The organism is Martelella sp. K41-7 (assembly GCF_055808365.1).
In genome coordinates this window covers 377,574-401,029 of record NZ_CM147867.1, presented here as the reverse complement: position 1 = coordinate 401,029, position 23,456 = coordinate 377,574, and the positions used below count along the sequence as shown (strand labels likewise).

At 59.6% G+C, this 23,456-nt stretch carries 17 protein-coding genes and 1 tRNA gene; 5 read left to right on the top strand and 13 right to left on the bottom strand.

Going from position 1 to position 23,456, the window contains the following annotated elements; genetic code table 11:
- The first annotated feature begins 66 nt into the window (after nt 1-66).
- Both AC0L7L_RS01935 and AC0L7L_RS01930 read left to right on the top strand, forming a co-directional pair.
- Complete coding sequence (locus tag AC0L7L_RS01935; protein ID WP_473511527.1) at nt 67-1,281, top strand: ubiquinone biosynthesis hydroxylase; 1,215 nt, start codon at nt 67-69, stop codon at nt 1,279-1,281.
- Between the two features lie 76 nt (nt 1,282-1,357).
- On the top strand, nt 1,358-2,785 hold the full coding sequence (locus tag AC0L7L_RS01930; protein WP_473511526.1) for an aldehyde dehydrogenase family protein: 1,428 nt from the start codon (nt 1,358-1,360) through the stop codon (nt 2,783-2,785).
- Nucleotides 2,786-2,817: 32 nt separating this feature from the next.
- Here AC0L7L_RS01930 and AC0L7L_RS01925 read toward each other — a convergent pair whose 3' ends face one another.
- The 9 genes from AC0L7L_RS01925 to AC0L7L_RS01885 all read right to left on the bottom strand — a co-directional run bounded on the left by AC0L7L_RS01925 (nt 2,818) and on the right by AC0L7L_RS01885 (nt 12,405).
- Entirely contained in the window at nt 2,818-3,699 is an 882-nt protein-coding gene (locus AC0L7L_RS01925; protein ID WP_473511525.1) for an alpha/beta hydrolase, read from the bottom strand.
- 22 nt (nt 3,700-3,721) lie between these two features.
- Nucleotides 3,722-4,780, bottom strand: a complete 1,059-nt coding sequence (locus AC0L7L_RS01920) for an aldo/keto reductase (protein ID WP_272209975.1) — start codon at nt 4,778-4,780, stop codon at nt 3,722-3,724.
- A 108-nt stretch (nt 4,781-4,888) separates the two neighbouring features.
- The gene (locus AC0L7L_RS01915) at nt 4,889-6,184 is read right to left on the bottom strand and encodes an amidohydrolase family protein (RefSeq protein WP_272209974.1); all 1,296 of its coding nucleotides are present in this window, start codon (nt 6,182-6,184) and stop codon (nt 4,889-4,891) included.
- A gap of 18 nt (nt 6,185-6,202) precedes the next feature.
- Nucleotides 6,203-7,147, bottom strand: coding sequence for an ABC transporter permease (locus tag AC0L7L_RS01910; protein WP_473511524.1), 945 nt, complete (start codon nt 7,145-7,147; stop codon nt 6,203-6,205).
- Nucleotides 7,144-8,193, bottom strand: a complete 1,050-nt coding sequence (locus AC0L7L_RS01905) for an ABC transporter permease (RefSeq protein WP_272209971.1) — start codon at nt 8,191-8,193, stop codon at nt 7,144-7,146. Before AC0L7L_RS01905 ends, AC0L7L_RS01910 begins: the two co-directional genes overlap by 4 nt.
- Nucleotides 8,183-9,700: an ABC transporter ATP-binding protein gene (locus tag AC0L7L_RS01900; RefSeq protein WP_473511520.1), complete on the bottom strand. Its 1,518-nt coding sequence runs from the start codon at nt 9,698-9,700 to the stop codon at nt 8,183-8,185. The genes AC0L7L_RS01905 and AC0L7L_RS01900 overlap by 11 nt, the downstream gene beginning before the upstream one ends.
- Nucleotides 9,697-11,100, bottom strand: a complete 1,404-nt coding sequence (locus AC0L7L_RS01895) for an amidase (protein WP_272209968.1) — start codon at nt 11,098-11,100, stop codon at nt 9,697-9,699. The genes AC0L7L_RS01900 and AC0L7L_RS01895 overlap by 4 nt, the downstream gene beginning before the upstream one ends.
- Before the next feature lie 9 nt (nt 11,101-11,109).
- Nucleotides 11,110-12,096, bottom strand: a complete 987-nt coding sequence (locus AC0L7L_RS01890; RefSeq protein ID WP_272209967.1) for a BMP family protein — start codon at nt 12,094-12,096, stop codon at nt 11,110-11,112.
- A 93-nt stretch (nt 12,097-12,189) separates the two neighbouring features.
- Nucleotides 12,190-12,405: a hypothetical protein gene (locus tag AC0L7L_RS01885; protein ID WP_473511517.1), complete on the bottom strand. Its 216-nt coding sequence runs from the start codon at nt 12,403-12,405 to the stop codon at nt 12,190-12,192.
- Nucleotides 12,406-12,638: 233 nt separating this feature from the next.
- On the opposite strand from AC0L7L_RS01885, the gene AC0L7L_RS01880 reads away from it, so the two are divergent.
- Nucleotides 12,639-14,084, top strand: coding sequence for a homospermidine synthase (locus AC0L7L_RS01880; protein ID WP_473511515.1), 1,446 nt, complete (start codon nt 12,639-12,641; stop codon nt 14,082-14,084).
- Nucleotides 14,085-14,198: 114 nt separating this feature from the next.
- On the opposite strand, the gene AC0L7L_RS01875 is transcribed toward AC0L7L_RS01880, so the two are convergent.
- The 4 genes from AC0L7L_RS01875 to AC0L7L_RS01860 all read right to left on the bottom strand — a co-directional run bounded on the left by AC0L7L_RS01875 (nt 14,199) and on the right by AC0L7L_RS01860 (nt 18,363).
- Nucleotides 14,199-14,369, bottom strand: a complete 171-nt coding sequence (locus tag AC0L7L_RS01875) for a hypothetical protein (protein ID WP_473514038.1) — start codon at nt 14,367-14,369, stop codon at nt 14,199-14,201.
- 281 nt (nt 14,370-14,650) lie between these two features.
- Nucleotides 14,651-15,814 (bottom strand): polysaccharide biosynthesis/export family protein, encoded by a 1,164-nt coding sequence (locus tag AC0L7L_RS01870; protein ID WP_473511513.1) that lies wholly within the window; start codon nt 15,812-15,814, stop codon nt 14,651-14,653.
- A gap of 376 nt (nt 15,815-16,190) precedes the next feature.
- Entirely contained in the window at nt 16,191-17,816 is a 1,626-nt protein-coding gene (locus AC0L7L_RS01865; RefSeq protein ID WP_473511511.1) for a hypothetical protein, read from the bottom strand.
- A 470-nt stretch (nt 17,817-18,286) separates the two neighbouring features.
- Nucleotides 18,287-18,363, bottom strand: a tRNA-His gene (locus AC0L7L_RS01860).
- Nucleotides 18,364-18,559: 196 nt separating this feature from the next.
- Between AC0L7L_RS01860 and AC0L7L_RS01855 the strand changes: the two genes are divergently transcribed.
- Both AC0L7L_RS01855 and AC0L7L_RS01850 read left to right on the top strand, forming a co-directional pair.
- Nucleotides 18,560-21,610: a PAS domain S-box protein gene (locus AC0L7L_RS01855; protein ID WP_473511508.1), complete on the top strand. Its 3,051-nt coding sequence runs from the start codon at nt 18,560-18,562 to the stop codon at nt 21,608-21,610.
- Between the two features lie 233 nt (nt 21,611-21,843).
- Complete coding sequence (locus AC0L7L_RS01850) at nt 21,844-23,418, top strand: ABC transporter permease (RefSeq protein ID WP_473513729.1); 1,575 nt, start codon at nt 21,844-21,846, stop codon at nt 23,416-23,418.
- Nucleotides 23,419-23,456 lie beyond the last annotated feature (38 nt).

Below are 23,456 nucleotides of genomic sequence, written 5' to 3'. Positions count from 1 at the left end.
CATGTGCTGATCGAGAGACCGCGAATGCATGCCGCCAGTAGCGGCGAAACAGGAAGGGAGCGCAAAATGAAAGACATCATCATCGTTGGCGGTGGCTATGTCGGCCTCTCCGTCGCCGTTGCCATCAAAAAGGCTGCGCCGCACCTTGAGATCGAATTGATGGAAGCTGCCCCCGAACATGTCTGGCAAAAGGACCAAAGGGCCTCAGCCATCATCGCGGCTGCCATCAACATGCTCAAGACGCTCGAGCTCTGGGACGACATCAAGGATGACGCCCAGCCGATCAACGACATGATCGTCACCGATTCGAAGACCGGCGAGCCTGTGAAGCCGGTTTTCCTGACCTTTGCCGACCGCGCCTCTGCGGATGAACCCTTCGCCTACATGATCCCCAATGTTGCAATGGTGCATGCCCTTCGCGAAAAGGCGGGCGAACTTGGCATCACCATCCGCCATGGTGCCGCCGTCACCGCTTTTGCAAACACTGGCGGTTCCGCGAAGATCACGCTTGACGGCGGCGAGGAAATCGCCACCCGGCTGGTGGTCGCCTGCGATGGCGTGCGCTCGCGCCTGCGAGACATGGCGGGCATCAAGACGGTGAAGTTCGACTATGGCCAGTCAGGCATTGTCACCACGATTGCCCATGAGCGTCCGCATAATGGCCGCGCCGAAGAGCATTTTCTGCCAGCCGGCCCTTTCGCAATTCTGCCCCTGAAAGGCAACCGGTCCTCGCTGGTCTGGACCGAGCGCACCGACGACGCCAAACGCCTGGTCGAAAGCGATGACATGGTGTTCGAGGTCGAGCTTGAGCGCCGCTTCGGCCACCACCTTGGCAAGCTGAGCCTCGAAGGCGGCAGACGCGCCTTTCCGCTTGGCCTTACGCTGTCGCGGTCCTTCATTGCGCCGCGTCTGGCGCTTGCGGGCGATGCCGCCCACGGCATCCATCCGATTTCCGGTCAGGGTCTCAATCTCGGCTTCAAGGATGTTGCAGCCCTTGCCGAAACCATTGTCGAGGCCGACCGTATGGGGCTTGATATTGGTGCTGTCGATACGCTTGAGCGCTACCAGAGCTGGCGGCGCTTCGATACGGTTCGCATGGGCATGACCACCGATATCCTCAACCGGCTGTTTTCCAACGATGTCGGCCCGCTGCGCATGGCTCGCGACTTTGGCCTCGGCGTCGTTGACCGCATGCCCGGCCTCAAACGCTACTTCATCGAGGAAGCGGCCGGACGGACCATGCAGGACAAGCCCAAACTTCTGGCCGGCGAACCGCTGTGAGGCGCAACAAGCGCAGGTAATGGCGGCATCCGCAGCAGACACCCGTGCCGCACGGTGATTTTTCCAGGGAGACCCCATGTCCAACAATCTCAAATTTTTCATTGATGGCGCATGGGTCGCTCCCCTCGCACCGTCTGCGCTTGATGTCATCAACCCGGCAACCGAGGAGGTCTTTGCGACGATCTCCGCCGGTGCGGCCGGCGACGTCAACCGTGCGGTTTCGGCTGCGAAGACGGCATTCGCAACCTTTTCTCTGATTGCAAAGGACGAACGGCTTGCGCTGCTGAAGCGCATACTAGACGCCTATAACGCACGCTATGAGGACATTGCCGAGGCGGTCAGCAGCGAAATGGGCGCGCCGATTTCGTTTGCGCGCGGCTCACAGGCTGCTGCGGGGCGCGGCCATCTCGAGGCGGCAATCAGGGCGCTTGAGGATTATGAATTCGAGAGACCGCGCGGCAAGGCCATGATCGTACGCGAGCCGATCGGTGTGTGTGCGCTGATCACGCCCTGGAACTGGCCGTTGAACCAGATCGTCTGCAAAGTGGCGCCCGCCATTGCGGCCGGCTGCACTGTAGTGTTGAAACCCTCCGAAATCGCGCCGGTCTCCGGTGTCATTTTTTCCGAGGTAATGGATGCGGCGGGGACACCGAAGGGCGTCTACAACATGGTACAGGGCACCGGCCCGGATGTCGGCCAAATCATGGCCGGCCACCCGGACGTCGATATGGTATCCTTCACCGGTTCTACCCGTGCCGGAATCATTGTTGCAAAAACGGCGGCCGATACAGTCAAGCGCGTGGCCCAGGAGCTCGGCGGCAAATCCCCGAACATCATCCTGCCCGATGCCGACCTCGAAGAATCCGTTCGATCCGGCGTCACCTCCTGTTTTGAAAATTCCGGCCAATCCTGCGATGCGCCGACCCGCATGCTGGTGCCAGCCGACCGTCATGATGAAGCGCTTGGCTATGCAAGAGCGGCGGCGGAAAGCCTTGTTACCGGCGATCCGAGGTCGGAGAAAACCATGCTCGGCCCGGTCGTCTCCAGCCAGCAATACGAGAAAATCCAGCGCCTGATCGAAGCGGGCATTGCCGAGGGTGCAACCCTGGTGACAGGCGGCCCCGGCAAGCCGGAAGGGCTAGATCGCGGCTATTATGTCCGACCCACGGTGTTCGGCCATGTGACAAACGACATGACGATTGCCCGCGAAGAGATTTTCGGCCCCGTACTCTCGATCCTGCCCTATGCCGACGAGGATGACGCAGTGGCGATCGCCAATGACACGGTTTACGGGCTTGGTGCCTATATCCAGTCAGGCAGCCTCCAACACGCCAGGGCCGTTGCACGGCGTCTTCGCGCCGGATCGGTTTATCTCAACAATCCCGACTGGGACACAATGGCCCCTTTCGGCGGCTACAAACAATCCGGCAATGGCCGCGAATATGCCGACTGGGGAATCGATGATTTCCTCGAGATCAAGGGCATCGTCGGCTGGCAGGCTTAGCCAACTGTAAGGCGCGTGAGCCTTTCAGGGCGCTAGCTGCGGCAGAGCGCTGTCAGAGCCTCGGTAACCAGCGCGAACTGTGCACTGGCACGGGCGCTTTTGTGGCGCGCCCGGAGCCAGCCATGCACCAGCCCGGCACCGGTCTCAAGCGTCACATCGGCACCTTTTTCCAGAGCGGTATCGCGATAGCGCACAGAATCATCATGCAGCGGATCGCATTCGGCCGGGAAAAGCCGCGTCGGCGGCAATTGCGCCAGATTGCCAGCCTTCGGCGTTGCCGACGGGTCGTCTTTCGTGCCACCGCGCACATCGCTGTAGCCCTGTAACTCCGCGCGCGTCAGAAGCGGTGCATGGGCGTGTCTTTCGAAGCTTCCACCTTCCGGCGCAAAGCCGAGAGACGGGTAGATCAAGACCTGCCCCTTGAGCTCCGGCGCCGTCCATGTTCCTGCGATAGCCGCGCACAGCGTTGCCCCGGCACTGTCACCACAAAGGACCACTGCATGGCTTTCGCAAAGCGTCCGGGCAACCGCCAGAACATCGTCATAGGCTGCGGGATGTTTGTGCTCGGGCGCGAGGCGATAATCGACGGCAACGACCTGAAAACCGGTCGTCGCTGCGATTTCGGTGCAGACATCGTCATGGCTTTCCAACCCGCCGAGCACAAATCCGCCGCCATGGGCGAAAATAATGACGGTTTCGGTTTCAGTGCCGTAAAGGCGCACAGGAACACCATCCACCCGATCATCACGCGTGGTGATGCCCACCGGTGACAACGCGCGAAAATGCGCTGCCATACGATCATACACCGCACGCTGGGCCTGCCAGTCATCCCCCCTAAGGTCACTCGGGTAAAAAGACTGGGTTTCCGCAATGAAGGCCCGGATTTCCGGGTCGAGATATGCGCCATAATCCACGGGTCAGGGGCTCCGGTTGCGATCAGTCTTGCAGAAACGGCGCGATCAGCGCGAGATCGGCCTTCGACAGGCGGTCGGAGGCCGTCCATGTCTGATGCCAATAGGGATAAAGCAAAGGTGGCCGGCTGACGGCCTCCAGCCGGGAGAACTCTTCCTCCGTAAGCGTCAACTCTGCAGCGCCAAGATTATCGGCAAGCTGATGATCGGTGCGGGCACCGACAACCAGAGATGCGATGCCCGGTCGCGCCAGAAGCCAGGCGAGCGCCACCTGCGCCGGGGTTGCCCCCTTGGCGGACGCAATATCGATCAGCACTTCAACAATGTCATAAAGCGCCTCGATATCGCTGACCGGCGGTTCTTTCCAATCAGCAGCGCGGCGCGTGCCTTCCGGCTCCGGCTGGTTGCGGCGGTATTTGCCTGACAGCAGCCCACCGGCCAGAGGCGACCACACGACAACGCCAACCTCCTGATCGAGCGCGATCGGCAACAGCTCATATTCCGCCTCGCGGGCCTGAAGCGTATAATGGATCTGCTGGGCAACGGGTCGCACCAGCCCTTCGCGTTCGGCAATGCCGAGCGTCTTCATCAGGTGCCAGCCGGAAAAATTGGAAACACCGACATAACGGATCTTTCCGGTACTGACGAGATCGTCCAGCGCACCAAGCGTTTCTTCCAGCGGCGTCTGACCGTCCCATTCATGCAGCCAGTACATGTCGATATAGTCAGTCTTCAGCCGCTTCAGGCTAGCCTCGCAGGCACGCACAAGATGATGCCGCGACAGGCCACGGTCGTTCGGCCCCTGTTCGAACGCCGGAAAACGCGCCTTGGTGGCGAGCAGCAGACGGTCGCGCTTGTCGGCGATCGCCTCGCCAACAATCTCCTCGGACACGCCGGCGGAATAGACATCGGCCGTATCGATCATATTGACACCGGCATCGACGCACATGTCGATCTGGCGCCTTGCGCCCTCAAGATCGGTATTGCCGGTTTTGGAAAAGCCGTCCTTACCGCCGAAGGTCATGGTGCCGAGCGTGAGTGCCGAGACTTTCAGGCCAGAGCGGCCGAGTGTGCGATACTGCATGCGCTTATCCTTTGCGGTTATGCGAAACTGAATGTCGCGATCAACTATAGACACGGGACGCGAAAGATCGATGGTTGAACGGTTTTCGAGCGTATTTTGTTCAGATCATCAAAAGGCAGGTCGCCCGGTCGGGTTGATGCCGCTGTCAATCCACTCCGGACGCCCCGGCAATGACAGCGCGGCAAGCTTCGGCTCTGTCTTCGCGATCACGCGCCCTTCGCGCAGAACCGCAAGCCGTGTCGGCTTCAGTCGCAGCGCTTCCACCACATCTTCGGCCTGCAGGATCACGAGATTGGCGGAATTGCCGGTCTCAACGCCATAGCCTTCAAGGCCAAGCGCTTTGGCCGAATTGACCGTGATGCAGTCAAAAATCGCTCTTTTGTCTTCCACGCCAGACATCTGCGCCACGTGAACGGCCATATGACCGACTTCCAGCATGTCGCCGGAACCCATCGAATACCAGGGGTCCATCACGCAGTCATGGCCAAAGGCGACATTGATCCCGGCGGCGAGCAGCTCGCGCACCCGCGTCAACCCGCGACGCTTAGGAAAGCTGTCGTGACGGCCCTGTAGCATGATGTTGATCAGCGGATTGGGAATGGCGTTGATTTGAGCTTCCGCCATCAACGGGATCAGCTTGGAGACATAGTAATTGTCCATCGAATGCATCGAGGTCAGATGCGAACCGGCAACGCGCCCCTGAAGGCCGAAGCGCACGGTTTCCGCCGCCAGCGTCTCGATATGGCGCGACAGCGGATCGTCGGTCTCGTCGCAATGCATGTCCACCGGCAGGCCGCGTTCAGCCGCGATCCGGCAAAGCGCCTCCACCGATTTCGCACCATCGGCCATGGTACGCTCGAAATGCGGAATGCCGCCAACGACATCAACGCCCATATCCAGGGCCCGTTCCAGCGCTTTGACGCCGTCTGTGGCGCGGTAATAACCATCCTGCGGAAAGGCGACGAGCTGCAGGTCGATATAGGGCGCAATCTTCTCCTTCACCTCCAGCATTGCCTCGACGGTGACCAGTTTCGGATCGGATGTATCGACATGGGTTCGGATATGCAGAAGGCCCTGACTGACAGCGAGGTCGCAATAGGCAAGCGCCCGTTCGATCAACGCGTCCTTGGTCAGCGTCGGACGCAACTCGCCCCACAGCGCAATGCCTTCCAGCAGCGTGCCGGAAGTGTTCATACGCGGCAGGCCGAGCGACAGCGTCGCATCCATGTGGAAGTGCGGATCGACGAAGGGCGGCGAAACCAGCCGGTTTGTGGCATCGATGATCGCGCCGGCTTCTGCGGCGAGATTGTTTTCGATGGCGATGATTTTTCCACCCGCAATGCCGATATCGATGCCTTTGCGGCCATCGGGAAGGTTAGCGTTTTTGATGATGAGATCGAACATGGATATTTCTCTGGATTGTCAGCGCTCGCCGCGCCGGTAGGGTTGCATCAGCGCCTGCGGCACGCGGGCGCGGCGCGCCATCACGGCGAGAGCGGCGATGGACAGGATATAGGGGATCATCAGGAATATCTGATAAGGCACGGCGCCATCAAGCGCGGTCTGAAGACGCAACTGGAAGCCATCGAAAAAGGCAAACAGCAGCGCCCCGAACAACGCCCGCTCCGGCCGCCACGAGGCAAACACCACGAGCGCGATACAGATCCAGCCGCGCCCCTGGACCATGGTGGGAAAGAACGAGTTGAAGGCGGATAGTGTCAGAAATGCACCGCCGACGCCCATCAGTGCGCTTCCGACGATCACCGCGCCATAACGCATCACCATCGGGTTGACGCCCTGCGCTTCTGCCGCGTGCGGGTTTTCACCGGCCATGCGCACAGCCAGCCCAAGCGGCGTTTTCGCCAGAATATAAGCGAGCAGGATCGCCAGCGCGATTGCCATATAGGTCGGAGCGGTCTGTGTGAAGAAAGCCGGGCCGATGAACGGCAGATCGGAGAGGCCCGGAATGCTGATCGGCTGGAATGGCTCAATCGTCGGCGGGCTACCGGAGACCGGCACCAGCAACCGGAACACATAATAGGCAAAGCTAGAGGCAAACAGGGTGACGCCAAGACCGGAAACATGTTGCGACAGCCCAAGCGTCACCGTCAGCAGCGCGTGAAGCGCGCCGAACACCGCACCGCCGAGGGCTGCCACCAGAAGCCCGGTCCATAAATCCGCTCCGTTGAAAACGGCCAGCCAGCCAACCATTGCGCCAAAGGTCATGATCCCTTCGATACCAAGATTGAGCACGCCGGACCGCTCGCACAAAACCGCGCCGAGTGTGCCGAGGATCAGCGGCGTGGCGATCCGCAGAACGGCACCCCAAAGGCCGGCTGACGCCAGAATATCGACAATCGTGTTCATCGGCGCACCCTGTACTGCGTGAAGAAGACGGCAACCAGCATCGAAATCAGCGACAATGCCACGGTGACATCGGCGATATAGGTCGGGATGCCGAGCGACCGGCTCATGCCATCTGCGCCGACGAACATGACGGCGGTGAACAGCGCAGCCAGTACCACGCCGAGCGGATGAAGATTGGCAAGCATGGCAACGACAATGCCGGAATACCCATAACCCGGCGACAGGTCCGTGGTGACATAACCCTTGACGCCCAGCACCTCGATACTGCCTGCAAGGCCGGCCAGTCCGCCGGACAGCATGGCGACCAGCACCAGCGTGCGCGCGAGCGGTACGCCCGCAAACACAGCGCCTCTGGGGTTAAGCCCGGCTGCCCGCGCGCGCATGCCGAATGTGGTGCGCGACTGGACAAAGTGGACGGCAAAGGCAATGGCGACGGCAATCAGCAGGCCGATATGAAGCCGGGAGCGGTCAATCAGCTTGGGCAGGCGCGCGGCCCGTTCAACGGCTTCCGACTGTGGCCAGCCAAAGGCCATCGGGTCTTTGAGCACCGTATCGACAAGCATGGAAACAAACAGTATGGCGACAAAGTTCAAAAGCAGCGTCGTCACCACTTCATCGACGGAAAATTTCAGCCTGAGCCAGAGTGGCAGCAGCAACAGAACCATGCCGGCAACGGCCCCGGCGGCAAGCAGAATCGGAATCTGGATGATCGGCGCCATGCCCTCGGTGATCCGCGCTCCGACAGCGGCGGTGGCTATTGCACCTAGATAAAACTGACCCTCCGCACCGATATTCCAGAGCTTTGCCCTAAAGGCAACGGCGGCGGCCAGTCCGGTCAGGATCAGCGGCGTCGCTCGCGTCAGGGTTTCCGTGATCGAAAGCTTCGAGCCGAAAGCGCCGACCAGAATTTTCCAGTAGGCCTCGAAAACCGGCGCGCCAGCCAGCGCAATCAGAATGCCGGAAACCGCGAGGGCCGCGACAACCGCAATCAGCGGCGTGGCAATGACAAGGGCGGCGGGCCGGTGTTCGCGCCGTTCAAACCGCATCAGCATTCTCCGTCCATTCACCGGCCATCATCAGCCCCAGCTTCTGCGCATTGGCATCTTCGGCGGCAACCGGCGGCGAAAGACTACCGCCGACAATCGCCTGAATGCGATCGGCAAGCGCCATCACCTCGTCAAGGTCTTCCGAAATCAGCAACACCGCCGTTCCGGCGCGTCTTGCGGCCAGAATGCGCTCATGCACAGCAGCGACCGCGCCTTCATCGAGGCCCCGTGCCGGCTGGGCGGCGAGCAGGATTTTCGGATTTTCAATCAGATTACGGCCGAGAATCAGCTTCTGCATATTGCCGCCGGACAAAAGCCGCGTGCGGCTTGAGGGTGTACCGCCGCGCACATCGAAAGCCTCAATAATGCTGTCAGCGAAAGAGACCGCACGGTTCCGGTCGACAAAACCATTGTTCGAATAATCGGCAATGCGCTCCAGAACCGCATTTTCCCAGATCGCCATTTCACCTATGGCGCCTTCGCCGTTGCGGTCCTCGGGCACTCGCCCAATGCCGAGCGCGATGGCATCGGCCACCGAAAGATCGCCAACGCCTTTGCCAAAGACAACGAGGTCTCCGGCGGAACGCTTTGCCGTGCCGCTCAAAAGCCCCGCCAGCACCGACTGGCCATTGCCGGAAACGCCGATAATGCCGAGCACCTCGCCTGCATGCAGGGTGAAATCCACCGCTTTCAGCCGGTCGACGCCATCGACACGCACGGTCACGCCGACGGCCTCCAGCACCACAGGACCGGGCGTCGCAGCCTCGCGCACCGGCCGCTCCACCTTGCGGCCAACCATGAGTTCGGCAAGTTCGGCCTTGCTGGTTTCAGAGGCCTTGCGCTCTGCCACCTGCCGCCCGCCGCGCAGCACCACAACACGGTCAGCTGTCGCCATCACCTCATCCAGCTTGTGGGAGATGAAAATCAGCGACAGGCCCTGCGCCGCCATTTCCTTCAGTGTCGAAAACAGCTTCTCGGCTTCCGGTCCGGTCAGCACCGCCGTCGGTTCATCGAGCACCAGAATGTGTGCGTCATTGTAAAGTGCTTTTAGGATTTCGACGCGCTGCTGTTCACCAACGGAGAGGTCGCCGACGCGTGCTTCCGGATCGACAGCGAGGCCGAAGCGTTTCGAGATTGCTTCAAGCTTCTGCCGCCCTGCTCTGCTGTCCGACGCCAGTTTCCAGAGGCTCTCGGTTCCGGTCATGACGTTTTCGAGCACAGTGAGGTTTGGGGCCAGCGAAAAATGCTGATGCACCATGCCGACACCGGCGCGTATGGCCGCGCGCGGTTTTCCCGGCGGCAGTGCCGCGCCCATGACGCTGACAGAACCGGTATCCGGCACGTAATGGCCGAACAGAATGCTCATCAGCGTAGTTTTACCCGCACCGTTTTCGCCCAGAAGAGCGACGATCTCGCCCTTTTCCAGAGTCAGCGAGATATCGTCATTGGCCAGTGTATCGCCGAAGCGTTTGCTGACTCCGGCAATGTCGAGCACGGTTTCTCTCATGCGCCTAATCCTGCGATTTCGAAGGGATGCGACCAGCGTTGCTCCCGCTCAAGCGTCACCGCAAGCGCCAGAAGCCTGGCTTCCGCCCCCATCGGCGCAAAAATCTGCACCGGCAGCGGCAGCCCGCGCGAATCCGCACCGAACGGCAGTGTTATTGCCGGAAAGCCGGAGAGGTTGGCAAGGGCCGCAAGCGGGGCAAAGGCGCGCATTTTCTCAAAATGGGCTTCCGTATCATTGTGATTAGTCAAGAACGCGCCAACGGGCTTTGGTGCGGTGGTCAACATCGGTGCAATCAAGACGTCGACACCATCAAAAACGCGCCAGAAATCACGCGCGATAAAGGCAATGCTGTTGACCAGCGACCAGACAGCCTCACCGCTCATCTCCCGTCCGCGCGCGATCACAGCTTGCGTCAATTTTTCGGTTTTTGACACATCAAGCCTAAACCGATCCGCGGTCTCGGCCAGATTGATGGCGGCAATACCGGCAAAGGCATCGGCCGCTGCGCGCGCAGGTTTTTCGACATCGCCCCAGCCAAGCCGGCTGACGGTATGACCCTGCGCTTCCAGAGCCTTCGCGGCGTCTTCAACAGCGGCACATCGTTCGGGGTCGATCGGCGCATCATCTCCGGTCTCGGTCAGAAGGCCGATCTTCAGCTTGGCGGCGTCCGGCGCGGTGAATGCAGGCGGTGGAAACGGACCGCAAGTGCGGCCCGAAACCGCGGCGAAAATGGCAGCCGTATCACGCACGGACCGGCAGACCGCCAGCTCTGTGGCAATGCCGCCGAGATAATTGCTGTAGCCGGGCCCGGCCGCCATCGCCCCACGTGAGGGCTTCAATCCGACGAGACCACAACAGGCCGCCGGCACGCGGATGGATCCACCCGCATCCGTAGCATGAGCGATAGCGACAATGCCGGAAGCAACGGCAGCCGCCGCGCCACCGGAAGAACCGCCGGGAGAAAGGGATTGGTCGAGCGGATTGCGGCAGGACGGGCCTTTGTCAGGCTCGCTGGACAATGACAGGCCGAATTCCGGGCTGGTCGTCAGGCCGAACAGGCAGAGGCCGGCGTTGCGAAACCTTGCGGCAAGATCGCTGTCAGCGTCATCGCTGGCATCGTCTAGCGCATTCGAGCCTGCCTGAACGGCAAAGCCCCTGAACGGGCCGCCAAGATCCTTGGCAAGCGTCGGGACACCACCAAAAGGCATCTCCGCCTTTTCAGCGTCAGAAAGCGCATCGAAACCGTCGGCGGCGGCAAGACCCTTGGCCGCGTCGGTATGGGTGGCAGCACCCAGCCTGTCCCACGACGACAACGCGGCAAGCGATGTTTCCATCGCCTGCCGCGCCGTCAATTCACCTTTGCCGATCGCAACGGCAAGCGCTGTCGCATCGGCCTGCATGGGCGTTCCTTACTTCGGCTCGTCCATGTTGCGCGGAACCTCAAAGGTGCCGTCAATGATTTCCTGGCGCGTGGCCAGCATCGCCTCGACAGCCTCAGGCGAAGCAACGCCTTCAACAAAAGCGATGTCGCTGCCACCTTCCTTCAGCATGCCATAGGCGGTGTAGTTCTTGCCGACCGGGTTTCCGGCCGCTGCATCGGCCACGGCAGCATCGAGGATCGGACGGAAGCCCCAGAGCGCATTGGCGAAAACGGTATCGGGATAGCGTGGGGTGTAGTCGATCAGCGAGCCAACGGCGAGAATGCCGCGCTCCTTGGCGGCGTCAGCCGTGCCGATACGTTCCCCGAAAAGAATGTCTGCGCCCTGATCGATCTGGGCGAGACCGGCTTCACGTGCCTTGGGCGGATCGAAGAAGGTACCGATGAAGGTGACCGAGTGCTCGGCTTCAGGATTGGTGGCCTTCACGCCTTCTGCGAAGGCATTGATCAACATATTGACTTCCGGTATCGGCATCGCGCCGACTGAACCGACCTTGTTGGTTTCCGTCAGCGTGCCGGCGAGCATGCCGGCCAAATAGGCACCATCATGGTTCCAGGTGCCGAAAACGCCGAAATTATCGCCCGACGGGCCGCCGGAAGACCCCATCACGAAAGGGGTGTCGGGATAGTCAGCCGCGACTTCGCGCGCTTCGGATTCAACGGCATAGGATTCGCCGATGATCAGGTCGACACCCTGTTCGGCATATTCACGCATGGCACGCGGATAGTCCGTGCCGGAAACGCTTTCAGAGAAGACATATTCAATCTCGCCTTGCTCAGCGGCTTCGAGAAGGGCCTGATGCATGACGGAATTCCACGCATTTTCGACCGGAGAAGCGTGGATGCCAGCAACCTTCAGCGGCTCAGCGGCACTGATTGCAGGCGCAAGCGAGACAGCCCCGAGGACCAGTGTGGACGCGATCAGACAGCGCCGGCTCAGTGAAAAATCAAACTTCATCTCTTAAAAGATCCCTCTTTGACCATTTGGTTCAAAATTCTAGAAGGCGCTCAAACTTGTGTCAAGATAGACAATTGCCCAAGAAATATGCAGTCATGCTATTTTCTTGTTTTTTTTCAAATAGGTGAAGCTGATAAGCGAATCGTCTGCAGAGCGTTCTGAATAAACAGTGAAACTGGGTTGATGACAATCCTCGGCGCGCACCATGTCACCAGCAGGCGTTGCGCCCCAGACAAATAGCGCCAGGATGAGATCGGCGCGCCAACACTTGCCGCAAGGGATCGCCCACATCATGCGCGGACCACGCATGATCGTCCCTCCCCCTGGCAGACACCAAAATCGATGCCGTTGCCGGCCATCTCCGCGAAGTTTTGAACTGACTTCTGGAATGGTGGCGACAAATCCGCTTTACTGTCGCCCGATGCTGTGGTCACCCTTCCAGCGCGAAGATACGCCACGGAACAAAATAGCCGTGTCACAATTTCTTCCGACGTTCGCGGCATTGGCTTCGCACGCAGGTTCTAACCGAGAAGGAAACGGAAATGCTTCAGGAATACCCGATCCACGCCGAAATCACCGGACCCATTGTCATGATCGGTTTCGGGTCCATCGGGAGAGGCGCTCTGCCGCTGATCGAAAGGCATTTCAACTTCGACAAGTCGCGCATGGTGATCATCGACCCGAATGACGCCCAGGCCCATATCGCGGCCAATCATGGTGTACGCTTCATCCATGCCGCCGTGACCAAGGACAATTACGAGGAACTGCTGGAGCCGCTTCTGACCGAAGGCGAGGGCCGGGGTTTCTGCGTCAACCTTTCCGTCGACACCTCCTCGCTCGACCTCATGAAGCTCTGCCGCTCGCTCGGCGTGCTCTATATCGATACCGTAACCGAACCCTGGCTCGGCTTTTATTTTGACGACAATGCCGACAATGCCGCACGCACCAATTACGCGCTGCGCGAAACCGTGCGCAAGGAGAAGCGCAAGAACCCCGGCGGCAGCACCGCCGTTTCGTGTTGCGGAGCAAACCCCGGCATGGTCTCCTGGTTCGTCAAGCAGGCGTTGGTCAACCTTGCCCGTGACACCTCCATGAATTTTGTCGAGCCCCAGGCCGGTGACCGCGAGGGCTGGGCACAGTTGATGAAGGATGCCGGCGTCAAGGGCGTTCACATTGCCGAACGCGACACCCAACGCTCCAAGTTTCTACGTCCTCAGAACACCTTCTGGAACACATGGTCGGTCGAGGGTTTTGTGGCTGAAGGCATGCAGCCTGCCGAGCTTGGCTGGGGCACACATGAAAAATGGATGCCCAAGAACGCCAAGGAGCACAAGAAGGGCTGCAAGGCCTCGATCTATCTCGAACAGCCCGGCGCCAACACACGAGTAAGAAGCTGGTGCCCGACGCCCGGCGCCCAATACGGCTTTCTCGTCACCCATAATGAATCCGTCTCGATTGCCGATTATTTCACGGTGATCAACGATAAGGACAAGGTGACCTACCGTCCGACCTGCCATTACGCCTATCATCCGGCCGATGTCGCCGTGCTTTCGCTTGATGAGATGTTCGGCAATGGCGGCACGGCGCAGGAAGAACAACTGGTGCTCGAAGAGGCCGACATCCTGACCGGGATCGACGAGCTCGGCGTGCTGCTCTACGGCCATGAAAAGAACGCCTACTGGTTCGGCTCAAGGCTTTCGATCGAAGAAACCCGCGATCTGGTACCTTATCAGAATGCCACCGCTCTTCAGGTCACCTCCGCCGTGCTGGCCGGCATGGTCTGGGCGCTGGAAAACCCGGAAGCCGGTATCGTCGAGGCTGACGAAATGGATTACCGCCGCTGCCTGGAAATCCAGACTCCCTATCTTGGCCCGGTCGAAGGCCACTACACCGACTGGACCCCACTCACCGGCCGTCAGACCTTCTTCGATGAGCGCAAGGACGAGAAGGATCCGTGGCAGTTCAAAAATATTCTGGTTCAGTTCTGAGAACCGATTGCGCCAAAAACGAAAAGGCCGGTATTTCCCCACCGGCCCAGACTGCTGACAAACCCGCCGGTTTATCCGGTGGGTTTTGAGTTTTGTGCCCAGCGACATTTCAGCTCAGCTTTCGGCGTTATCGTGTGTGCGATAAAACGGGCTGTGTTTCCTCATCCCGATGCCGGTTTGGCCGCCTTTGCCAGGGCCATTGTGACCTTCTTGATGTTCCGGGCTGCGATCAGGAACAGGCGTGACATGAATATCGGTGATGATGGCGAGCTCAACATCCACCATGCGGCGATCCTGCGAAGCAGCCAGTCTTTTGGAACCAGCCGATCAAGGGTCACTATCTCGAGATGCCGTCTGCTCGGGGACGGGTTTCGTCAACATATCCCATTGAATCAAACACCTCCGACCAAGCCAGAGGTTTGTCAGCCGGCCTTTATTTTGAAGACCTGCTCAAGCCTCAAGAAAAGGGGCCCAGCAGTTGAGCTGGGCCCCTTGGGGTAAGCTGAAATTGTCGACGTCGAATTCAGGGCGGCATGCGAGAAGCTCACCCAATCAAGAGCCCGATATCAATTCAAAAGCCCGTTGGCCATCCCGATAACGGAGATCGAAGGAAGCACCTGCGAAATCAGGCGGTTCCAGTTGGTGACCGGCTGGCTCGCAACGAATACGATATCGTTCGGACGAAGCTGCAGTTCGGTTGCCAGCAGAAGGTTTGCAGTGTTCTGCGCGTCAAGCGACCAGGCCGTTATCCCCATTCCCCCGCTTGCCGTATCCCGGTTCTTGCGCAGAAGGTAGATGCGGCGCGGGTTGCCGGTAACCGGCTGAATGCCGCCTTGCTCGAACATCGCGTCTGCAAGTGTGGCATACTGATCGAAAGGCAAGGGCCAGCGCCCCTGGTTTTTGACCTCGCCGAAGACATAAACGTAGTCCCTGCTGACAGCATCCATCGAAACCCGTGTCTTGAAGATATCACGCTGCTCCTCCAACACGTCACGCTGGAACTTCGCCAGTTCAAGCTCCTGCCGCATGTAGCCCTCGGCCAACTCGACGGAATACTCGGTGTCAACGAAAACCCGGTCTCCATTATGCAGCAGCACCTTCGGAATGTCGTTCTTGGCGAAAAGCTTGGTTGCCGGTATCTGATAGGACTGATCGTCCCGGTAGATACGGACCGTGGCGTTAGTCGGATCCGAAATTGCTACGCCGCCCGCTTCCGTGATTGCCTCATCAAGATAAAGCGGCGTTAGCGTAATCGGCACCAGTTGGGGGGCAGCCACAGCACCACCAACAGCAACCCGCTGGGAATTGAATTCGGTGATTTCCAGGTTGAAATTCGGATCGATCTGGCTCTGCACCAGATTCTGGAACAATGCTGACTGCGCTTCTTCCAGCGTCATGCCGCCGATCGCCACACGGCCGACAGTCGGTATGGCGATCGCACCATCATCCTGAACCGTAAAACCCTGTCGGGCATTCTGGGCTGAGAGAAGACCATTGATCTCGTTCAACGACGAATCTGCATTCGGCGTCGCCAGTAGCACAACATCACCGACACCGATCCTGTAGGGCCTGGGCCGCTGCACGGGCGGAAGTTTGGTTGGCACCACACCGGGCCGTGCCTGCGGCTTGTAGGGCGACATGCTCGGAACAGCTGAGCTGTGCAAGGTCGCAGTCTGGTCGAACACGGGCGGCAGCGAGCGCGGCGTGTAGGGTGTCATGGCATTTGCCATTTGAACATTCTGGCCAGACACGGGCACAACTTTGACTACCGAGCTTTCACCCACAACCGGACGGACTTCCGAAACGTTGTAAATCACACCGCAACCGGACAGAACAACCGTCAGAAGGATAGCGATAATGGCACGCAATTGAAACTCTCCAAACTTCTGCCACTTGCCCCGAAAACTAAAGCTCAAAACGTATCAACCCGCGGGAGACAAGCAGAGCGACCGGCAAGAATAAATGGAATACCTAAAACATTTGAACCAGAACGAAGCTCATCCATTGAGATAGAAAGTATTGGCCGCTTAAAGCGGTCTCTATTGCGCCTCACGCTCATCCGCGAGCACTGCGACGATTTCAATGTACGAGCCATTTTAAACTTCCTTAATACTCAAATCGCAGTGTGAGTCCATAGCGGGGTTCGTCCTGAGCCAGCATTGTCCCAATCCCGTGCAAACCTGTTGCATTTGTGGCATAGAGGTCTGCGCTGAATGGCGTTCCATGAAGATCATATCGCGCGCCTGCGGCCCAGATCGTATCGCCGCCATCAGAAACCGTGGTCACCTCCCCCATCAACTCCAGATCGCGGAAGGGCCGCACGGAAACACCGCCACCAACAGCCCACAGGCGTTCAGAGTGATAGGCCGCAAACTTCGATTCAAGCGTTAAGGTCGCCTTGTCCGAGATGGCGAGACTTGCGGGAAGCGCGCCATAAAGCACACCGATCGTCGGCTTGTTGAAATCTCGGCCAGCGAGCACCTGCCCTGACAGCGAAAACAGATCGCCGTATTTCTGGTCCATCATGCGCAACTTGCCGCCAACCATATAAGACCATTCGTCATTCCAGGGGCTTAGCGCATTCCCGATCGCCCCGCCGCCGGGATACTGCGAAAATATCGCATCAAGCTGCAGATCCTGATCCGGGCTGAAGGCCAAGTGAATATCACGGAAATCCCGGTTTCCCATGCCAGCCTCAATCACGAAGCTGCGCGGGGTCAGCGTATCCGCGCTTGCCAGTGTTATCCCGCCGATCTGCCGTTGAAGCTCAAGCTCGGTAATAGGGCTCAGCATATCCACGCGGTAACTGTCAAAATAGACATCGCGCGTCGCCTTGCCGACGAACGGCGTGTAGCTTAGGCGGATACCATAAGCGATATCGTCTGCCTCCGGCGGCAAAGCGATGATACTCGTGGCCGGGGTCATACCCCACCCGTTGGTGGCGAATATGTCGACAGCTGCCTTTGGCGTCACGGCCATCTTGACACCGGCCATCCAGACAGGCGTCGTCTCGAATCCACCCGAACTTGAAAGCGTATTGCCGTCGGTTCCGTAAGGAAGCATGACCGTAGCGTAGGACTGGAGCCCCGTAACCGGCTGCCAGGTCAGACCTGCTCCAAAGAAGGGAATAGTACCGAAATAGGGCTGGCCGTTGATACTCTCGGGAAGAAACGAGACGCCCGGCGTAAGGTGAAAGCGAAGAGAGTCTGTAACGGTGAGGCTGACAGGCAATTGCAGGCTTCCGGCGAGGTCGACATCGCGGTTGCCATCGTTCTGATAAAGGTTGCCCGACAAAAGCACACCCTCAAGCGAACCGAAAGCAGCCATTGAAAGTCCGTAGCTTTCGATAAGGCCATATTTCAAGCCCGCACCGCCAGCGATAAAGGTCAGATTATCGTCGCATGCCGGCGTACCACATTGCGGCGGATCATCGAACACATGCCCGAAAGCACTGAGCTGAAAACGATCCGTAATCGCCCAGTCGGCGCGACCCTCGTAAACCTGTGTGCCGGTCGCTAACCCGCCGGCGGTCTGGTCGGAGCCAACCTGCAGGTAAACGGCGCCCTTGGGCAGGAGATAACCCGTTTCGAAACTGGTATAATTCGACGCCATCATCTCGATTGGTGTCTGATCGAGGAAAAGCGCACCTGGTCCTTCAAGAACCTGAGCGGCAGCGAATCTCTCGCCCGGCAGCCCGATGAAGCCACTCAAAAACACACAAACGGTTACCAAGCCTGTCCGGCTCGTTAATCGGGACATAGACTGCGATTACCCAACGAAAATTAATTTTAAAAATCGATCGGACGATAGCCCATTAACAATTCCTAAACAAGCGAGCCGAGCGTTTTTCCCAGCAGCATGAGAGCACATCTAAACCACCGGTAGAGCGCAAGGTCGCGCCAGCCGATGCACGCTCGTCAGCCAGTGGTTTCTGCAGGTTCGGTCACCTTGATTTAGGCAAAGAGCGACAGAAAACCGGATTCTCCTGCTGTCGCGACCGACATCTCCACAGCGGATGGCGGGCAAACCAGCCCCGCCATTTGCCGCCGGTTAACCATAAAGAGGAAATGAGCGTCAAAACAACCACAGCGCGCGTTGGCATATTTCAGAACGGCAACATCACTTGAGCTTGAAGGAAACAACCGCCCTGGGGCAAAGCCAATCACTATCGGCCGCTTCAGGAAAACAGTTTGAAAGAAAAATGGTACGGTTGGGGGGAATTGAACCTCCGACCTCAGGTGCCACAAACCTGCGCTCTAACCAACTGAGCTACAACCGCACAACGATGATGCGTTTTGCATCGCGGCTGACATAGAAGGCCTGACAGAATTTTGCAAGCCCCTACTTCAACGATCACAAAAAATCATGACAAGGCCGATCGCGGCGACCGTCCGCATTTTTGCCATTAACCGTGCGGACGAAAATGATCCTGCCCGATCTGGACCACAATCGCCATTATTATTAAGAAAGCGTAAATGAGACGATGCGCGGCGGGTCCCTTCGAACCGCAGCACATAGCGATCTGCCTGCAAACCGAACCGGACAGCAAAGCCATGCACACGGCAAGCCCACATTATATTGCATTCGCGACCCATCCTGCGCTGCGTGGCCGATTTCTCACAGGTCAAGCTATGGTGGCTGTCGATGCTGTGAAACACCGTGTTGTCTGGGCAAACGCTGCCGGCGCACGGCTGCTGGGTGGAAAGACCGTCTCTTCGGTGACCGGTCTGGATGCGACCGAGAACATCCTTCTTCGCCAGTTCATGGCCATGGCCGGAAGGCTGAACGAACCGGGTGACAGCCGGAGCTTTACGGTGAACCTTGCACAACGGTTCCGCAGGGTTCCCACCCAGGCTGAAGCGCAATTGTTCGTGCTCGGCGGACGCCGCTATGTTTTGTTCGGATGCGACACCAAACGGCCGGGCGATGTCAGTGAAGACCTGATCGCAGGCTTTGACGAAGACGAGGCGCATCTGGCCCTGGTGGACGCCAGCGGCGCCCTGTCCCGCGCCACGCCGGACTTTGCCCGTACAGGGCTCAACGAGCCTGATATCGCCCGCATCGCTGAAAGCCTGACGGCGGGTGCCGAAAGCTACACCGAGCGTCTGGCGACGACCCATACGGGGATATGGCCCGTTGCTCTCGGTCGTCTTTCCGGCAACCCCAGGCTTTTCCTGATCTTCGTCTCCGAAGAGCTTTCCGGTGAACTGCCTGGCAGCAACCGGTCCACCGAACCGTCCGGCGCGCAAACAGGGACCGGGGTGACAGTGGAGCGCTCGGCCCGCGATGCCATCGCCGCGATCGACGAGAGCCTCGGGGCGCTCGTGCGGCAGACCGTCTCAGGTGTCGATGCCGATGCCGACGTGAAGAACCGGAATGTGGTTGTGCGCAAACGACAGCCCCTGCCCGCAGAAAACCCGGAGCAGCACGACGAAACAACGCTGGACGGCAATGATCCATGCCGCCCGCTTCGCTTTGTCTGGCGGACCGATGCAGAAGGAAGAATTATCAGCGTCTCGGCGGAATTGGCCGCAGCCGTGGGTGCCGATACAGCAACAATCGAAGGTCTGCGGTTCGAAGAACTCGAAACACAACTCGGCGTCGCGGGTGGCAAAGCCATTGCGCAACTTCTCAAGAGCGCGGACACATGGTCCGGCCGCACGGTTGAATGGCCGGTATCCGGCACCGATATGCTGGTTCCCGTAGACCTGGCCGCTCTTCCCACATATTCCCGCGAACGCAGTTTCAGCGGTTTCCGCGGCTTTGGACTTGTCCGTCTCGGAGAGGAGACGGAGGCCCCGCAGCCCAGCCCAAAAGAAGCACGCCCTTCCGCCGCCAAGGAACTGACCGCAGATGAACGCCACGCTCTGGCAGAAATTGCCACGCAGTTGCGTTCCGCCGACGAACCGGAACCACCACAACACCCCGTCACGGCCGTTCCGCCCGAAAACAAGGTATCGCCCCAATCACCTGTCATACGCCGCCGAACGGCGGAGAGTCCGGACCGCAGCATTCCGAGCCACAAAACGACCTCTGCCAGCATTGATGCCAGTGCGGACGCTATCGTAATCCAGTCTGGCGAACGCGTTCTGCATACCAATCCGGCGTTTCTTTCCCTTTCCGGCTACGGATCGCTTGACGCAGTCACGGCTGCCGGTGGCCCCAATGCCTTTGTGGAGCGCGGCGCAGACGATCGGTTGTTCCTGCGCACTGCAGATGGTGGCCGCCTGCCGGTATCCTTCCACCTTCAGGCAATTGCCTGGAACGGCAACCGGGCCCTTGCATTGACATTGAGGCCCGAGCATAACGCCGACGGACAGATCGACATGCCGGTCATCGCCCACAATCATGGTGTCACTGCCGCTCCATCTGATCCGTCGGTCGCGAACCTGTGGCCGGGCGGCGATGCCAAAGAGCTGCACGCAATCCTGGACACTTCCGCTGACGGCATACTGGTTCTCGACGACAAGGGGCTTATCCGCTCGCTGTCCCGATCCGCTCTGGCTCTTTTCGGCGTCGAGGCCGAGGATATGATTGGTGGAGATGCAGGCGTTCTTTTTGCCGAAGAAAGCCAAAATGATCTCAAAACCCATCTGGACAGGCTGCTGACAGGCGAGGATGGCGTCCGCATTCAAGAAAGCCTGGAGGTGATCGGACGTGAATCCGGCGGCGGGCTCATCCCGCTGTTCATCAATTTCGGGTACTTGCCGCAGTCGGGCGGCGTCTGCATCATCCTGCGTGACGTAACGGGCCTGAAGCGACGCGAGGACGATCTGCGCGCAGCCAGACGTGATGCCCATGAGGCCGAGGAAGAGCGTGACAGTGTCCGCTCGGCCTTGCGCCACGAGTTGCGACAACCGCTCGACGCCATTATCTCGCTTTCCGAAACGATCAATGAGCAGGCCTTTGGAAGGCTGGGCGACAACCGCTATCACGCCCTTGCCCGCGAAATTGCCACCAAGAGCCGGCAGGCGCGCGGGGTCGTCGGCAGGCTGCTTGGCGAACCGCCGCTGGAAATGCCAGCAGCCGAGCCCGCCGCAATCCCGCCTGCCCCCGAAAGCAAGATGAACGACGAGGACGCATCACAGATCAATGATGCGCTGGCCGAAGCCGTGAGCCTCGTTCAGCCGCGTGCCAATGCCAGACGCATCATCATTCGCGCGGCGCTTTCTCCGGTGCTCGCCCGAACACCGAGCGACCCCGAAACACTGAAGGAAATCGCATTACAACTCCTCCAGGGAGCGGTCCATTTCACCCCTGCCGGTGGCCAGATCGTGGTCTCAACCGCGGTCGCGGCAAGCGGAGAAACGGTTCTGCGCTTCCGTGACAACGGCATAGCCCCGGGCAGACGGCAAAGCGCGGGCGCAAAGTCCGAGGGTAAGGCTGCGGAAAGCGCCCATTTGCACAAGGCCCGTGGACTTGCCGAAAGGCTCGGCGCGCGCCTCCTTGTTCATGCAATTCCAAGCGAAGGCATGCTGGTGGAGGTGTTCCTGCCGGAAACCGAAGCAAGACCTCTCCATTATTAGACAGTTCATACCCGCTATCTGCGGCAAGCGGACATATTGCGCATTTTGGCGACAGGCAATAAAACCGGTCGAAACTTGTCAACTTTGGCGCTGCAGGCCGATGGCAGGTGCCGCCCAGACACGACCGGATACAAATGTCCCTCGATAACGCCGAAAGCGCGAGCCTTTCCCGCCCCAGACGGCGACGCGCGCTGCGTCCTTTGCCTCTGGCGGTCGGTGTCATCTGCGCTCTAATGCTGCTGCCGCTGGCGGCGATCTGCTGGCTGGCGTTTTCGTCGGATCTTTCTGCCGTTGTGCATCTCGCAGAAACCGTTCTGCCGCGCGTGGCCGGACGCACCTTGTGGCTTCTGGTTTTAAACGGTGCCGTCACCGGCACCATCGGGGTCGTCACTGCATGGCTGGTGGTGTCCTTCGACTTTCCCTTGAGACGGCTGCTGTCGGTAGCACTTGTGCTGCCGCTGGCCATGCCGGTTTACCTTGCTGCCTATGCCTTCGGTGAGTTCTTCGATTTCACCGGGCCGGTGCAGACCCTTTACCGTTCATTGTTCGGCTTTCAATCGGCGCGAGACTATTATTTTCCGGACATAAGGTCGCTTGGCGGTGTGGTGCTGGTGATGTCGGGCGTGCTCTACCCGTATGTCTACCTCACAGCGCGTTCGGTGTTTTCGATGCAGGGGCGCAATGCAGCCGAAGTGGCGCGCACCCTTGGCGCCGGGCGGTTTCGGGTGTTCCGCACCGTACAGCTGCCAATGGCGCGGCCGGCCATTGTCGTCGGCCTGACGCTGGTGATGATGGAAAGCCTCAACGATATCGGCGCCGTGCAATATCTCGGGGTCAACACGCTGACCTTCTCGATCTATGAAACCTGGCTCAACCGCGGCAACCTCGCGGGCGCCGCACAGCTTTCGGCCATCATGCTAGTCTTCGTTCTGGCATTGATCCTGCTGGAACGGATCGCCCGGCGCAACCAGCGCTACAGCGCAGGCCGTTCTGTCAGCGGACAGGCCGAACGCCAGCGGCTTTCCGGAGCCCGGGCAATCGCGGCAAGCCTTGCCTGCCTGCTGCCCGTGATCATCGGCTTCGCAATTCCCGCGCTTGTGCTCGCCGAGTTTGCGCTCAGAAGGCTCGATGCGTTCATCTCCGCACGCCTTTTCGAAGCCTTGATTACCAGTATTTCGATCTCAAGCCTCGCCGCCGCTTTCGCCGTTCTGTTCGGGCTGACGCTCTCCTATGCGGTCAGAACCCATCCCGGCCCGAAAATCCGCTCCGTGACCCGCCTTGCGTCACTCGGCTACGGCATTCCCGGCACCGTGCTGGCCATCGGTGTACTGATCCCGCTGGCAGGTCTCGATAACGCCGTTGACGGCGCGCTCAGGGCGAATTTCGGCATCTCCAGCGGTCTGCTTCTGTCCGGCAGCGGCTTTGCCATCGTCTATGCCTGCACCGTGCGTTTCCTCGCCATGGCGGAGGGCAGCGTCGATGCCGGTTTCCACAAGCTGTCACCCAGCCTCGACATGGCAGCGCGCACGCTTGGCCGATCGCCGGCAAAAGCGCTCGTCTCCGTGCTGTTGCCGAACATGCGCCCCGCATTGTGGACAGCGGCCCTGCTGGTGTTCATCGAAACACTGAAGGAGCTCTCGGCAACCATCCTGCTGCGCCCCTTCAACTTCAACACGCTTTCCACACTCGTCTACGAGGATGCCTCCCGCGCGCAGGTCGAAAGCGCCTCGGTCCCGGCAATGATCATCATTCTTGCCGGCCTTGTGCCGGTATTGCTGGTCTCGCGCTCGATGGACCGCCGGGCGTGAAAAAGCCGCCACGGGATGCGGCGGCGTTCAAATTCCGG

What these genes read in the sequence shown, in the direction of transcription:
- AC0L7L_RS01880 (WP_473511515.1), top strand. Translation starts at nt 12,639, where the DNA reads ATGCTTCAGGAATACCCGATCCACGCCGAAATCACCGGACCCATTGTC.
- AC0L7L_RS01895 (WP_272209968.1), bottom strand. Translation starts at nt 11,100, where the DNA reads ATGCAGGCCGATGCGACAGCGCTTGCCGTTGCGATCGGCAAAGGTGAA.
- AC0L7L_RS01920 (WP_272209975.1), bottom strand. Translation starts at nt 4,780, where the DNA reads ATGCAGTATCGCACACTCGGCCGCTCTGGCCTGAAAGTCTCGGCACTC.
- AC0L7L_RS01900 (WP_473511520.1), bottom strand. Translation starts at nt 9,700, where the DNA reads ATGAGAGAAACCGTGCTCGACATTGCCGGAGTCAGCAAACGCTTCGGC.
- AC0L7L_RS01890 (WP_272209967.1), bottom strand. Translation starts at nt 12,096, where the DNA reads ATGAAGTTTGATTTTTCACTGAGCCGGCGCTGTCTGATCGCGTCCACA.
- AC0L7L_RS01905 (WP_272209971.1), bottom strand. Translation starts at nt 8,193, where the DNA reads ATGCGGTTTGAACGGCGCGAACACCGGCCCGCCGCCCTTGTCATTGCC.
- AC0L7L_RS01850 (WP_473513729.1), top strand. Translation starts at nt 21,844, where the DNA reads ATGCTGCTGCCGCTGGCGGCGATCTGCTGGCTGGCGTTTTCGTCGGAT.
- AC0L7L_RS01875 (WP_473514038.1), bottom strand. Translation starts at nt 14,369, where the DNA reads ATGGTGGATGTTGAGCTCGCCATCATCACCGATATTCATGTCACGCCT.
- AC0L7L_RS01910 (WP_473511524.1), bottom strand. Translation starts at nt 7,147, where the DNA reads ATGAACACGATTGTCGATATTCTGGCGTCAGCCGGCCTTTGGGGTGCC.
- AC0L7L_RS01935 (WP_473511527.1), top strand. Translation starts at nt 67, where the DNA reads ATGAAAGACATCATCATCGTTGGCGGTGGCTATGTCGGCCTCTCCGTC.
- AC0L7L_RS01930 (WP_473511526.1), top strand. Translation starts at nt 1,358, where the DNA reads ATGTCCAACAATCTCAAATTTTTCATTGATGGCGCATGGGTCGCTCCC.
- AC0L7L_RS01870 (WP_473511513.1), bottom strand. Translation starts at nt 15,814, where the DNA reads ATGGCAAATGCCATGACACCCTACACGCCGCGCTCGCTGCCGCCCGTG.
- AC0L7L_RS01855 (WP_473511508.1), top strand. Translation starts at nt 18,560, where the DNA reads ATGAGACGATGCGCGGCGGGTCCCTTCGAACCGCAGCACATAGCGATC.
- AC0L7L_RS01885 (WP_473511517.1), bottom strand. Translation starts at nt 12,405, where the DNA reads ATGCGTGGTCCGCGCATGATGTGGGCGATCCCTTGCGGCAAGTGTTGG.
- AC0L7L_RS01915 (WP_272209974.1), bottom strand. Translation starts at nt 6,184, where the DNA reads ATGTTCGATCTCATCATCAAAAACGCTAACCTTCCCGATGGCCGCAAA.